The following is a 12,476-nucleotide window of genomic DNA, read 5'->3' as shown; positions in this document are numbered from 1 at the left end:
GCCCGCACGATCCGCGGTGCCCCGCCGTCTTCGGTACTTCCCCTTGCCCCCTTCGTGCCGACCGGGCCTGGATAAGAAAGGCGGCCGGTGATGCGCTACGGCGGCGCCGGGCGCCGGTTTCCCCGCCGGGAGCCGGGCGCCCGTGCGGACTCGATTCCGCGCGGCGAGGGGAGGGCGGCGGGCTCTTCGGCGTCCGGGGACGGCGCGCCAGGCGGGGGAGAGGCGGTGGTGAGGGTGACATCCAGCAGGTAACCGACCCCGCGCACCGTTCGGATGAGGCGCGGGTGGGTCACACTGTCCCCCAGCCGCTGCCGCAGTCGGCGGATGTGCACCGTGATCGTGTTGGCGGCGAGCCGACGGTCGTTGCTCCAGATCTGCCGGCAGAGCTCGTCGCGGCTCACCACCCGGCCTGCGTTGCGCATGAGGTAGTGCAGCAACTCGAATTCCCGCAGCGGGAGGGCGAGCGACACGCCCGCGTGCCACGCCTGGTGCCGCGCGGGATCCAGGGTGATCGGCCCAGCCCGCAGCGGCTCTTCCTCCACGGATTCGACGAGGGGGTGTTCGCAGGCCGAGCGGATCAGCATCAGCAGCTCATCGGACTGGTAGGGGCGGAGGACGCACGCGGTGGCACCGGCCTGCAGCATGCCCACCCCCTCGTCGGCGGTCCCGGGGTGAGTGCCGACGATGATGGGGACGCCCAGTCCGCGGCGGATCAGTTCGATCACGCGTTCCGAACGCACGATCTCGATATCCGCGCTGACCAGGACGAGGTCGGGTTGGATCAGACCGGCGCGGAACAGTGCCTCGGCGCCGTCGGTGCAGACGGTGACGTCGATCCGGTGCGGGGCGAGTTTCAGCAGCAGTTCGCTGCCGACCTCGGGGTCGGGTTCGGCCAGCAGCACCCGCAGCCCGGGGCGAGCGGCCTGGTGCCGGGACGGTGTGTCGCCGCTCGCCCTGGAGCGCGGCACGGTCATGGATCCGCCCTGACTGCCTTCGGCGCTGTTGCCGCGCCGTTGGTTCTTCGGTTCCGTCCTGTCATGTACCGGCCCCCGCGAATCACCACAACCGAACTGTAGGCGGAAATTCAAGAGCGCTTACGTGAATGAACGGTTGACGGGCCGTGCCTGTGACGGAAACTTCACCGGGCCACCTCGCGCGGGGCGAGGTGGCACCGGGCGAGAGCCGGACGCCGGGTGACAGCGCGGGGCCGTGCCCGTCCGGGCGCGGCCCCGCGGGTAGGGCGGCTCGGTGCGAGCCCTGCTCACTGCCCTCAGGGCGTGCCGTCGGCCTGCTGCTTTTCGATCTCCTTGCGGACCTCGTCCATGTCGAGTTCGCGGGCCTGCTTGATCAGGTCCTGCAGGGCTTCCTCCGGCAGCGCCCCGGGCTGGGCGTAGATCACCGTCTTGTCCCGCACCACCATCAGCGTGGGGATCGACTGGATGTCGAAGCTTGCGGCGAGCTCCTGCTGGTCCTCGGTGTCGACCTTGGCGAAGAGCAGGTCTGAGTGCTGTTCGGACGCCTTCTCGAAGACGGGGGCGAACTGCTTGCAGGGACCGCACCACGACGCCCAGAAGTCGATGAGGACGAAGGCGTTCTCCGTCAGCGTCTCGTTGAAGTTGTCCTTGGTGAGCTCGATGGTCGCCACGAAGTCTCTCCTGGGTGCGGATCGTTTACTCGGTCTCTCCTAGAGCGTAGAGCGGTCGTGCCCGTTGTTTTGTTCCACAAGCGTCCGCGTCTCCGGGAAAACAGCGGGGCTGCTCTTCAGTTCCCAACAAAACACCTGGTCAATACCGGTTTGGGAGGAAAAAGCGACCATCACTAAGGTCGGTGTCAACAGAGGTGGATCCAGTGGAGTGACCGGTTGAAGGGGGGAGCGCGGTGAACCAGCGATCATCGGCGGCCTCCGATCCCGGCCGCGGTGCGGAGGGCGCCGAACCCGACTACCGGTTCACGCTGGCCAACGAGCGTACGTTCCTGGCCTGGATCCGTACCGCACTCGCGCTGATCGCCGGCGCGGTGGCGGTCCTGCACCTCGTTCCGCTCGACTGGACGCCGGGGGTACGGCTGGCTATCGGCCTGGCCCTGGCCGGGCTCGCCGTTGTCATCACCGTCTACGCGCCGCTGCGCTGGATCCGGGTGCAGCGTGCGATGCGCATGGAGCGGCCGCTGCCGTTGAGCCCGCTCCCGATGATCCTCGCGGTCGGGGTGGCGCTCGTCTGCCTCGCGGTGCTCTTCGGGAACTACTGGCCATGAGGCTGCGGACAGCGCGCGATCCCGGGTTGCAGCCGGAACGGACCCTGCTTTCCTGGCAGCGCACGATCTTCCTGATCATCGTGGTCGCCCTGCTCTACATGCGGGATCCGTTCCACCCGGGCGAACCCGGCATGGAGACCGGCTTCGACCCGCTCTACCGTGTGGCGGTGGCGGTGCTGGTGGCGGCCGTTTCGGGTGTCCTCATCATCCACGTGCGGCGTCGCTGGAGAGCGACCGGATACGGGGCGCACCGCGACGCCGCGGGACGCCCGGCCGCGCCTGTGGCGCGGCCGTGGGCACTGTTCCTTCTCAGCTCGGGCGTCGCGGGACTCGCAGGCGTGGTCGCGGCCGGCGCGGTTCTGTACTAGTACCCGAGAACGGGACCGGCCCGGACGCCCTGCCCGCGTTCTGGGCCGGACGAGCGGGGTCCGGCCCGTGTCGACGGTTAGACCACGACCGCCTGCGGTGCGATGAAGCCGGTCGTGTCGTGCTTGATGATCGAGGCGATGATGTCGTCGAGTCGCCGACCCGGGGCGTACCCGATGAGCTCGTGTGCAAGAGTGGTGTCGGGCATCCGCCGCTCCATGTCCTCGTAGCCGTCGCCGTAGGCTTCTTCGTAGGAGACGTACCTGATGCCGCTGCGGGACCCTGTGAGCTCAATGACCCGGTCGGCCAGACCCTTGATCGATACTTCCTCCCTGCCTCCCAGATTGACGGCCCTGTTGTAGGCCTCCGGGGTGTCGAGGAGCTCCACCATCGCCGGAACGACGTCGAATACCGAACCGAAGCAGCGTCTTTGGGTCCCCTCCCCGTAGACGGTGATCGGCTCATCGGTGAGCGCCTGGGTGACGAAGCGGGGCACCACCATGCCGTACCGCCCCGTCTGCCGCGGTCCCACGATGTTGAAGAACCGGGTGATGACGCAGGGCAGGCCGGATTCCTCGCCGTAGATGTAGGCGACGAGTTCGTCCAAGCCCTTCGCCGCGGCGTAGGACCACCGGCTCTTCAATGGTGAGCCGAGAATGCGGTCGGCGTCCTCGGTGAGTCCGTCGGTGTTGTTCTTGCCGTAGACCTCGCTGGTCGATGCGACGAGGAACCGCGCCCCGTGTGCGGCGGCCGCTTCGACCACGTTCTCGGTGCCGTGCAGATTGGTCCGAAGGGACTGGAGCGGTTTCTCCACGATCGTGTGGACCCCGACCGCGGCCGCCAGGTGGAACACCGTGTCACAGTCCTTGACCACGTCGTTGACCAGTCTCTTGTCCAGGACTGACCCTTTTATCAACTCGAAATCGGCGTTGTCGTTGAGCTGCTCGAGGTTGGCTTCGGAACCGGTGGACAGGTCGTCCAAGGCGACCACCTGGTAACCCTGGGTGATCAGGTAGTCGCAGAGATGTGAACCTATAAATCCGGCACCACCAGTCACAATGGCCTTCAACGTTTTCTCCCCCTCCATGGGTACATGAACTTCGGCTGGTTCGGATGCGGAGTGTGAGCGGGGCGGGGGGACCCCGTTCTCACTCAGGCCAGGCAGCGCATCACATGGAACCCTTCCGCGAGCGCGACGCCGCATTGCATCCCCCGCAGTACGGCCAGGCTCCTCAATGTGGCTTCGGAGCGTGTGTGCGGGTGCTCGTGTATCTGAGTCCCGTACAGGCGCATGGCCGAGAGCTTCGCGTCCAGGTCTGACTCCTCCAGTTCCACCAGAAGGTGCGGTGACGGAGCCGCGTCGTATCGCCACTGGTCAGCGGCTTCCTCGTAGGCGAGTACGAGTCGCGGGTGGTGCCGCAGCCGATTGTTCGACGGACGCAGCGCGGTGTGCACTGCCTCGGCCGCCACCTGGTGATCCTGGTTGTAGCTGGTCCGGTGCGGTGCCAGTACGACGGTCGGCTGCAGCTCCGCGATGGACAGCGAACTGCTCCGCTCGATCGAGTTGGACACTTCGAAACGCGGCATGGCGTCGAGCTTGAGGTGGTACTCGTCGCCGGGAAAGGCGACATCCCAACCGTCCCAGCGGAAGTGGTCCGCGACCTTCTTGATCTCAGCGAAGCGTTCATCGGCGGTCGAGTACCCCTTCGTGGAGAGGTCCGCCGTGTCTCCGACCGTGAGGAACTGAACATAGACCTCAGCGCCGGCCTTCTTGGCCTTCGACATGAGGCCGCCACACCCGAGTGTTTCGTCGTCCGGATGGGGTGCGTATACGAGCAGTCGCTCCTGAGACCAATTGATCGTCATGCCACGTCCTAACCAAGGGTGATGTCAGTTGAGAGCTGCACGTGGTATATGACAGACGCCCACGTGCGGGTTTTGGTTGCCACACCGTGCGGGGTGGGCTCTCATTCGGCAGCGTCGGCCGGGCGTGCCCCGCGTAGCAGGTCAAGCCCCTCCGGGCCGACGTTCAGCAGCAGGTCCAGCGCCGCCATCCGGGGCAGGAACTCCCCTTTCGGGGAGGTGCGCTGCGGGTACTCGGGGTGCTGGAATTGCTGCCACTCGACACCGATGCCGTACCGCTGGAAGACGCTTTCGTCGACGTAGCCGCGGGCGCCGTCGCCGGAGAGCATCGTGGTCGCGCCCACCTTTGCGGAGAGCTGCGCCAGCAGTTCGCTCTTTTGCCCCGGGAAGTCGCCGAGTTCACTCGCGCATACGACCGGTGTCGTGATCTTAAAACTTTCCAAAATGAAGCGTGTGGTAGCCGTTGCCAAGTCTGATAGGTATTCCCACTCCTCTTTGTAGATACGGAGAAATTTCTTTCCGAAGTCCTCCATGAACGGAGCGCCGCGGTAGCAGTGCTCCGCGATCGCCCTGCGGTGTTTCTCCCTCCAGTGCTGTGAGTTGTCGATCAGCTTGTCCATGATGCGTTCGTCCCGGCTCTGCTGGATTACCGGGACGGTCAGCAGCACAGGGCCGTTCTTCGAGGCCACATAGTTGCGGTTCTGCCACCCCTTGCGTTCGTACTGAACGTGGTCGAGAACGATGAAGAGGTCGCTCTGATCGACCTTGTCGATGAGTCCCAGCCAGGGCAGATAGTGCGCTGGTGCATGGCGACACGCACTGCGGTTCCTCTCCGAGGCGGTTTGTGCACTCTGTGTTCGCTGCGGAGCAGCTCCCCTGGAGCCTAATCAAGTCGTCAGCTCGTCCATGGCGACCGATCCGGTGGATTCGGACTTTTGGCTATTTCTTTGCCGAGAAGGTGAGCTGTGTGGCGTGGACCGTAGGAATGCGAGAAACTGCGTAGTCAGGGGCACACTTCGGCCCCCTGCTGGTATTGCATCAACGGCGCGGATCGTGCGCAAGCGTATAGATACGACTTGGATGGCCTACATAGGTCGTCTGGTTCTGTGAACTTTCTGCCCGGGCGCGGCGTCTACAGGGTGTTGGCTTTAGTCGGTTACCGTCTGCCCGAAACGGTAACCATCTGCCTCATGCCCGAAACCGCGCCATCCGGAGGGTTAACCTGTGCGTACTGCCCGTTTCATCGGAAGTTGGCTGTCAGGCTGATCGCTCTGACGCTGGCCGTGACACTTTTTACGCAGTGGCTCGGGTTTGCCCTGGGAACCGGTGCCGGCCCTGCACCGCTTTTCCTGTGGCTGGCGTTCGGCATCAACCTGCTCGTCTGGAGCATGATCGGCGTGTTGCGCCTCGGGGACGACTCGGCCCGGGCCCTGCTCCAGCGCCGGGCCGTTCCGGCGCGTCGTGAGGTCGCGGTGGAGCCCGCCCCCGATGCCGGGGACCCGGAACGCAGCGAGGAACGGGTTCTGGTCCGGTCGAGAGCGGGCGGAGGAGGGGCCGCCGGAACGGTGGTGGCCGGCGAAGGCGGCGGGAGCGACACACCCGGGGCGCCCTCCGGCGGCGGTGTCGCCACGCGGAAAGCGGCCCCCGAACAGATGAAACTCGCGGTGATCATCCCCGCGCACAACGAAGAACCGGTCATCGACGGCGCGATCACGTCGGCACTGCGGCTCTTCAACCGGTGGGACATCTACGTGGTCTCGGACAGCTCCCGCGACGCCACCGCCGACATCGCCGCCGAGACCGGTATCAACGTCCTCGAGCTCCTCAGCAACCGGGGCAAGGCAGGGGCGATCGAAGCCGTGATCCAGGAATTCGACCTGACCGAGAACTACGACGGCGTGGTCATCCTGGACGCTGACACCGCGCTCGACGAGAAGTACGTCGAGGGTGCGAAGCGGCAGCTGCTCGACCCCAGTGTCGCGGCGGTGGCGGGCTTCGTGGTGGCGGAGTGGAAGCCGAAGGAGCGGACCGTCATCGGGCGCCTGATTTCGGCCTACCGTGATCGCCTGTACTGGATGCTCCAGTACCTCCTCAGATTCGGCCAGACCTGGAGACACACCAGCACCACCTTCATCGTCCCGGGCTTCGCCAGCGTCTACCGCAGCAGCGTGCTCAAGCAGCTGGACATCAACCCCAAGGGGCTGGTGATCGAGGACTTCAACATGACGTTCGAGGTGCACCACCGGCGCCTTGGCCGCATATCGATGAAGCCCGGGACCAAGGCCTACTGCCAGGACCCGTTCACTCTGGGCGACTACGTCAAGCAGGTGCGCCGCTGGACGCTGGGTTTCTGGCAGACGGTGCGGCGGCACGGGGTCTGGCCGAGCGTGTTCTGGTTCGCCCTGTTCTTCTACATAATGGAAGTCCTGCTCGTGGCGAGCCTGCTCATCATTACGACCGGCCTTGCGGTGTTCACCCTGCTGCCGGTGATCACCGGAGAGGCGATCCTCGGCCTCGGCTGGTACGCCGCCGCGTACACCGAGGTGACAGTGGTGCTGCCGCTCACCGCGATCGCCATCGGGATGTTCGTTCCGGACTACGTCCTCACCTGCGTCATGGCGACGGTGCGGCGCCGGCCGAGCTACCTCTTCTACGGGCTGTTCTTCCTGCCGATGCGGCTCATCGACTCCTACCTCACACTGCGCACCATCCCGCAGGCCTGGACCACCAAGGCTCCGACGGTCAGTGGAAGAGCCCGGTGCGGGCCGCCGGCCGGTTGTGAGCCGACCCGCACAACGACTGCTCAGCGCAGCACCTAGGCTCGAAGAGCAAAGGAATCTCTGGCGCTGTGTATGTGGGACCGCCGGGGATCTGTGCCGTTCGACCGGACGAGGTGCCCCCTGTGGAAAAGAAGCGCCTGGCGTTCACGCTGTACCGGGTGCTCGCTTATGTGGCGGGGATCTTCCTGCTGCTTCTGGCGTTCGTGGCTATGCCGGCGAAGTACCTGGTCGGAGAGACCGCTCCGTTCTCGCTCATGCCCGCTCCGGCGGGGATGGAGCGGCTGTTCGGTGCGGATTCGGTCCTGATGATGGCGGTCGCGATCCCGCACGGCTACATCTACATGCTGTACGTGCTGGTCGTGATCTGGGTCGCCCTGGAACGCCGTTGGGGGGCGGGGCGGACGCTCTGGGTCGCCGTTGCCGGGACGATCCCGTTCGTGGGTCTTATCGTGGAGCACCGCCTGGCCAAGGCGGAGAAGGCTTCGGAGCGCCGGGCCCGTCAGGGTGAGGAGGTGCCGGTGGCGGAGGGCTGAGACCCTGCTGAGCCGGCGCTCTCGCCGCCGCCGGGATCCTCGGGCGTCCCGCCGGAGCCGTCGCCTCCCGCGCCGCCGTCCGGGTCTGCGGCGCCGCTGGAGCCATGGACCTGCCCCGCCAGTTCCCGGCGCATCAGCACGATCCAGAACACGAAGGCCGCGGCCCCGAAGACGACCCACTGCGCGGCGTAGCTCACACTCCGCCAGTTCCACTCGATCTCGCGCGGCGGATCGGGCGGGGACACCTCCTGCGGCCGCACGCCCTGCCTCTCGGCCGGGGCGCCGGAGGGCTCCTGCGAGGCCAGGAGAACGTACCCCTCGTAGAGCCGGTACTCCCAGACGTTCATCAGGAGCGATGGTGCGATCCTCTCGACTTGGCCCTCGGGCATCGAGATCGGGATGACGCCCTCGTCCTCCTTCTGCGGTGGGAGCAGCCAGCCGGTGACCGTGACCTCGCCTTCGGGCAGGGGGGCCAGGTCCTGAGGGGAGTCGGCGTCGCCGTCGACCCAGCCGAGGTGCACGATCACGGCGCTGCCGTCCTCGGTGACCAGCGGGGCGATGACGTTGTAGCCTTCTCCCCCTTGGGGGGAACGCGCGGGGACCAGCATCTCGGCACCGGTGTCGTACTCTCCCGCGGCGGTGACGGCCGTGTTGGCCCTGTCGTGCGGCATGTACTCGCCGGGGGCGAGAACGGTGCTCAGCTCGGAGGCCGAGTCCGGGTTTTCCACCGGACTGGTGATTACGTCGCGTGATGGCTCCTGGGCGCGCATGAACTGCCAGTAACCGAAGGCGAAACAGGTGACGACGGCGAGCACGACCAGCGCGTGGAGGCCGAGCCAGCGAGGCTGCAGTAGCGGATAGCGCACCCTCTCAGGCTATGTCCGATGCGGGGGGAGGGTTTGCTGGTCCCCCATTGACGTTTCCCGTGTGGGCTTGGCTCGGAGTAGACACACGGATGGTGATTACTTTAAGTAATTTTCTGTGACTGAGGGTTGTTGCTGGAGGAGGGTGTGGGTAATCTATGTACCAGCGCGGGAGGGAAGTCACTGTAAACGCGCTTCGCGAGCTTTCGCAGGTCGCGACTCCAGGGGGGAGGAGTCTGCGACCGTTCCCAAAGCGAGGGCCGCCTCCGTGATTTTGAGGGGGGACATGGAGGCGGCCCTCGCGTTTTCTATGTGGGCGGTGCTCGCGGCGCGGTCGGGCCCTTTCCGCGATCACCGCGGTCCTGTCGGGAGGCGGCCTCCTCGCTGCACCGCTGATCGGCGATCGGCGGCGCGGTGACCTGCTCGAACGGTGGCTGGCCGGACTTGGGTGCGAGGCCCCCGGCGGCATCGGAAGAGGTTTCGCCGAATGCGGCCCGCCCACCGCCATCTGCGGCCGCCGGGCCCCGGCCGTCCAGAGCGGGGGTGGAACTCCGAGCGCGTCCCAGAGCAGGACCGCAGGGCGCCCCACGATGCGCATCGGTCGGCTCCCGACGGCCGGTGCGGACCGGAGCCGGACCGTCACCGTCCCGGGCGGAGATGCGGGTACGCTTTTACCTGCTGTCCCAGGAGGTCGCGCACATGGCCGAGGTACCCCTGCAGCACCGGTTCGACGGACCTCGGAACGCTCCGACCGTGCTGCTCCTTCCAGAGTTCGGCACGAGGTGGTCGATATGGGAACCGCAGATGCCGGAACTGACCCGGACGAGCCGGGTCCTCCGCGTCAACCATCGCGGCCATGGCTCGTCGCTGGCCCCCGAAGGCCCCTACACGACCGAAGAGCTGGTCGGGGACGTCCTTGCGCTGCTCAACAAGCTGGGCTTAGAGCGGCTTTCCATTCTCGGTTTCGGTTTCGGGGGCATGCTGGCCACGTGGATCGCCTCGACGGTCCCCGACCGGGTGAACCGGCTGGCGCTCCTGGCCGGCGCGCCCCGCACACCCGCCGCCCACCACTGGCGCGACATCGCTTCGCGGGTCCGTGAGGGCGGAATGGCCGCGGTGTCGTCGGAGGTGACGCGCTCCTGGTTCACACCGGCGTGGGCCGAGCAGCGCCCCGACATCGTGGAGCGCGTGGTCGAGGAGTTCCAGGGAACCGACTGCGCCGGTTACGCTGGGTGCTGCGACGCGATCGCTGAGGAGGATCAGCGCGGCACCCTGGCCCGGGTGCGGGCGCCGACGGTGGTCATGTCCGCCGCGCACGATCCTCTTCTGCCGCCCGGCTACGGTCGGCAGCTGGCCGACGCTATCTCCGGAGCCAGGTTCGAGGTGATCACCGGGGCGGCGCACCTGGTGGGCGTCGAACGCTCCGACAGGGTGAACGAACTGCTCATGGACCACGTGGCCCGATGAGTGCGGCGGCGCGGCCGCTATCATCGCTCCCGGCGGTGGGGCCCGCCATTTCGCTTCCGGCGGGAAACCGCGGCGTGTGCCGCTAACGGTCCCTGTCAGCCGCACCCGTAGCTGATGGGAGCCTTTCATGGTGGAAGGAACCGGGCCGCCGCCGGTCGGTCCCGGCCCCGGCGCGTCCTCTCCGCGTAGTCGCTGGAGGCTCCGGGAGGCGCCATGGGCCGTGTGGTCGGCGGTCGCTCTAGGAGGCGCTATCGGCGGCCTCGCCCGCCACGGGCTCAATCTCGCGATACCGCACGAGCCCGGGGTGTTCGCCTGGTCGACCTTTCTCTCCAACATAACGGGCTGCTTCCTGATCGGCGTTCTCATGGTGCTGGTCAGCGATGTCGTGCCGCGGCTGCGGCTGCTGCGCCCCTTCCTCGGGGTCGGTGTCCTGGGCGGCTACACCACGTTCTCGACGCATATCGACGTTGCACAGGTGCACATCGACGAGGCCCAGCAGTTGCTGGTCGCCGGCTCCGCGGGATTCGCGCTGGTCTACATGGCGGGTACGGCGGTCGGCGCGCTCCTGGCGGTGTGGATCGGAGTGCGAGCGACTCAGGCGGCGTTCCGTGCGCGGATCGCCGCGGGCCGGAGGTAGCGGGATGACGGTCCTCATGGTCGCGCTCGGCGCCTCCCTCGGTTCGCTCCTGCGTTACTCCATGAACCAGTTCGTGCAGGCCAGGCACGATTCGGCGTTCCCGTGGGGAACCTACGCCGCCAACATGACGGCCTGCCTGCTGATCGGGTTCGTGAGCACGCTGATGCTGCCCGAATGGGCGGTCGCGCTGGTGGTGACCGGGTTTCTTGGTGCGCTGTCCACGTACTCCACGTTCGGCTACGAGACGTTCCGGCTGTTGGAGAGCGGGGCGTGGTTCCTCGCCCTCGCCAACGTCGCTGGGTCGATCGCCGCGGGGCTGGGGGCCGCCGTCATCGGAGCGACGGCCGCGGTGGCGCTCCAGGTCTAGCCGCTCCGGCGGGCACCGCCCGGCGACCCGGTCCTCAGGACCGGATACTGTGCTGGTCGCTCGACCGTGCGAGGCGTACGGGCGCGCTCCGCCGCTGGCGGCCCCCGTGGCGCCGCGAGGCGCTGGTAGCGGCGCAGGCGACCGTCGGAATGCTGCTGATAGCGGGGTTCCTCACCTCGGCGCCGCTCGCCTTCGTCCTGCTCTTCGGGATGCTGGTCCCGTTCGTGTTCCTGACCTCGCAGCTCAACCTGGCCAGCGGGATGCTCACCGAGCTGAGCCCGCGCTCATTGGACGAACGCGAGCTCAACGAGCAGATGCATGCGCAACGTGTCCCACCGGCTGGTCGCATGGACGCTACCGGTGGCGGTGCTCGGTCTGGCGCTGGTGTCCGGAGGCGGTCTCGGGGAGGGAGGGTTCGAGGTGACGCCCGGCGCGTTCCTGCTCCTGCTGCTCTTCGTGCACACCGGTCTTCCGGCGGCCTACCTCGCCTGGACGCGCTCCGAGGAGTCCTACGACGAGGAGGACGAGGCGGTCGGCCCCGAAACGGGATAGGCCCGCCCGCCGGGGCCCAGGGCTGGATCGGGCCGGGCCGCTCCCGGTCTGTTCCCGTATGGGCCGCCGGACAACGGGCCGGAACACCTCACCAGATGTCGGGGCCGGCCCAGCCGTAGGTGTCGCGGGTCCGCGCCTCGGCGAGTTCCTCCTCGGAGAGCACCCGCGGCTCGCCGATGGTCTTCGCGCGGATGTAGATGCCGCACAGCCACTCCAGCAGGCGCGCGTGCTCGAACGCCTGATCCAGGCAGTCGCCGGTGGCGACTCCACCGTGGTTGGCGAGCAGCGCGGCGTACTTGCCCTTGAGCGCCTTGACGGCCTGGTCGGACAGGTCTCCCGTGCCGTAGGTGGCGTAGCGGGTCACCGGGATCGCCCCGCCGAGCCGGGCGGCCGTGTAGTGGATCGGCGGCAGCTCGGCCAGGGTCGCGGAGACGACCGCGGCGTTCTCGGCGTGCGCGTGCACCACGGCTCGGGCGGTGGTGCTCCGGTACACCGCCATGTGCAGGGTCGCCTCGGCGGCCGGCGCGCGGCGGCCCTCCAGCACCCGCTCGTCGACCGATAGCACGGGGCAGTCCGCCGGCTCGACGAGGTCGAGCGTGGCGCCTGCCGGGGTGATCGCGAGGAGATCGCCGGAGCGGATGCTGACACTCCCGCCCTCGCCATGGGCGAGGCCGCTATCGGTGAGTCTGCGGGCGGTCAGGCACAGGTCTCTGCGTTCTTGCTCTAACAGCATGTTTCCTCTATGGGCCGGGCACGCGCGGTGCCGGGAGTCCGGGCCGTTCCTCCGGCGTCCGT

At 67.4% G+C, this 12,476-nt stretch carries 14 protein-coding genes and 1 pseudogene; 8 read left to right on the top strand and 7 right to left on the bottom strand.

Annotation, left to right across the window (positions count from 1 at the left end; genetic code table 11):
* Positions 1-95: 95 nt before the first annotated feature.
* Both VS93_RS08335 and trxA read right to left on the bottom strand, forming a co-directional pair.
* Positions 96-974 (bottom strand): response regulator transcription factor, encoded by an 879-nt coding sequence (locus VS93_RS08335; RefSeq protein ID WP_052745603.1) that lies wholly within the window; start codon positions 972-974, stop codon positions 96-98.
* Between the two features lie 296 nt (positions 975-1,270).
* A complete protein-coding gene (gene trxA, locus VS93_RS08330; protein WP_046469400.1) occupies positions 1,271-1,645 on the bottom strand; it encodes a thioredoxin in 375 nt (124 codons plus the stop codon).
* 233 nt (positions 1,646-1,878) lie between these two features.
* On the opposite strand from trxA, the gene VS93_RS08325 reads away from it, so the two are divergent.
* Positions 1,879-2,253 carry a YidH family protein gene (locus tag VS93_RS08325; protein ID WP_046469399.1) on the top strand — a complete coding sequence of 125 codons (375 nt, stop codon included), beginning with the start codon at positions 1,879-1,881 and terminating at the stop codon, positions 2,251-2,253.
* Positions 2,250-2,621 carry a DUF202 domain-containing protein gene (locus VS93_RS08320; protein WP_046469398.1) on the top strand — a complete coding sequence of 124 codons (372 nt, stop codon included), beginning with the start codon at positions 2,250-2,252 and terminating at the stop codon, positions 2,619-2,621. The genes VS93_RS08325 and VS93_RS08320 overlap by 4 nt, the downstream gene beginning before the upstream one ends.
* A 77-nt stretch (positions 2,622-2,698) precedes the next feature.
* On the opposite strand, the gene VS93_RS08315 is transcribed toward VS93_RS08320, so the two are convergent.
* The 3 genes from VS93_RS08315 to VS93_RS08305 all read right to left on the bottom strand — a co-directional run bounded on the left by VS93_RS08315 (position 2,699) and on the right by VS93_RS08305 (position 5,225).
* Positions 2,699-3,688: an NAD-dependent epimerase/dehydratase family protein gene (locus VS93_RS08315; RefSeq protein ID WP_046469433.1), complete on the bottom strand. Its 990-nt coding sequence runs from the start codon at positions 3,686-3,688 to the stop codon at positions 2,699-2,701.
* Positions 3,689-3,771: 83 nt separating this feature from the next.
* Positions 3,772-4,485, bottom strand: coding sequence for a PIG-L deacetylase family protein (locus VS93_RS08310; protein WP_046469397.1), 714 nt, complete (start codon positions 4,483-4,485; stop codon positions 3,772-3,774).
* Between the two features lie 101 nt (positions 4,486-4,586).
* Complete coding sequence (locus tag VS93_RS08305; protein ID WP_394298803.1) at positions 4,587-5,225, bottom strand: WbqC family protein; 639 nt, start codon at positions 5,223-5,225, stop codon at positions 4,587-4,589.
* 481 nt (positions 5,226-5,706) lie between these two features.
* On the opposite strand from VS93_RS08305, the pseudogene VS93_RS08300 reads away from it, so the two are divergent.
* Together VS93_RS08300 and VS93_RS08295 are read left to right on the top strand one after the other, a co-directional pair.
* A pseudogene (locus VS93_RS08300) lies at positions 5,707-7,264 on the top strand (glycosyltransferase).
* Positions 7,265-7,384: 120 nt separating this feature from the next.
* Positions 7,385-7,795 carry a DUF3817 domain-containing protein gene (locus tag VS93_RS08295; RefSeq protein WP_046469396.1) on the top strand — a complete coding sequence of 137 codons (411 nt, stop codon included), beginning with the start codon at positions 7,385-7,387 and terminating at the stop codon, positions 7,793-7,795.
* On the opposite strand, the gene VS93_RS08290 is transcribed toward VS93_RS08295, so the two are convergent.
* Positions 7,762-8,661 (bottom strand): SURF1 family protein, encoded by a 900-nt coding sequence (locus VS93_RS08290; protein ID WP_082126718.1) that lies wholly within the window; start codon positions 8,659-8,661, stop codon positions 7,762-7,764. The genes VS93_RS08295 and VS93_RS08290 overlap by 34 nt on opposite strands.
* A 696-nt stretch (positions 8,662-9,357) precedes the next feature.
* On the opposite strand from VS93_RS08290, the gene VS93_RS08285 reads away from it, so the two are divergent.
* From VS93_RS08285 to VS93_RS08265, 4 genes are all read left to right on the top strand, one after another.
* The gene (locus tag VS93_RS08285) at positions 9,358-10,125 is read left to right on the top strand and encodes an alpha/beta fold hydrolase (protein ID WP_046469431.1); all 768 of its coding nucleotides are present in this window, start codon (positions 9,358-9,360) and stop codon (positions 10,123-10,125) included.
* A 220-nt stretch (positions 10,126-10,345) separates the two neighbouring features.
* A complete protein-coding gene (locus VS93_RS08280; protein WP_236700418.1) occupies positions 10,346-10,762 on the top strand; it encodes a fluoride efflux transporter FluC in 417 nt (138 codons plus the stop codon).
* Positions 10,763-10,766: 4 nt separating this feature from the next.
* On the top strand, positions 10,767-11,129 hold the full coding sequence (locus VS93_RS08275) for a fluoride efflux transporter FluC (protein WP_046469394.1): 363 nt from the start codon (positions 10,767-10,769) through the stop codon (positions 11,127-11,129).
* A 318-nt stretch (positions 11,130-11,447) separates the two neighbouring features.
* A complete protein-coding gene (locus VS93_RS08265) occupies positions 11,448-11,681 on the top strand; it encodes a hypothetical protein (RefSeq protein WP_046469392.1) in 234 nt (77 codons plus the stop codon).
* An 88-nt stretch (positions 11,682-11,769) separates the two neighbouring features.
* On the opposite strand, the gene VS93_RS08260 is transcribed toward VS93_RS08265, so the two are convergent.
* Positions 11,770-12,414 carry a class II aldolase/adducin family protein gene (locus VS93_RS08260; RefSeq protein ID WP_046469391.1) on the bottom strand — a complete coding sequence of 215 codons (645 nt, stop codon included), beginning with the start codon at positions 12,412-12,414 and terminating at the stop codon, positions 11,770-11,772.
* Positions 12,415-12,476 lie beyond the last annotated feature (62 nt).

This window comes from Allosalinactinospora lopnorensis (genome assembly GCF_000981225.1).
Classification (GTDB): Bacteria; Actinomycetota; Actinomycetes; order Streptosporangiales; family Streptosporangiaceae; genus Allosalinactinospora; species Allosalinactinospora lopnorensis.
Note: the sequence above shows the minus strand (reverse complement) of the source record. Positions and strands in the feature narration are given on the sequence as shown.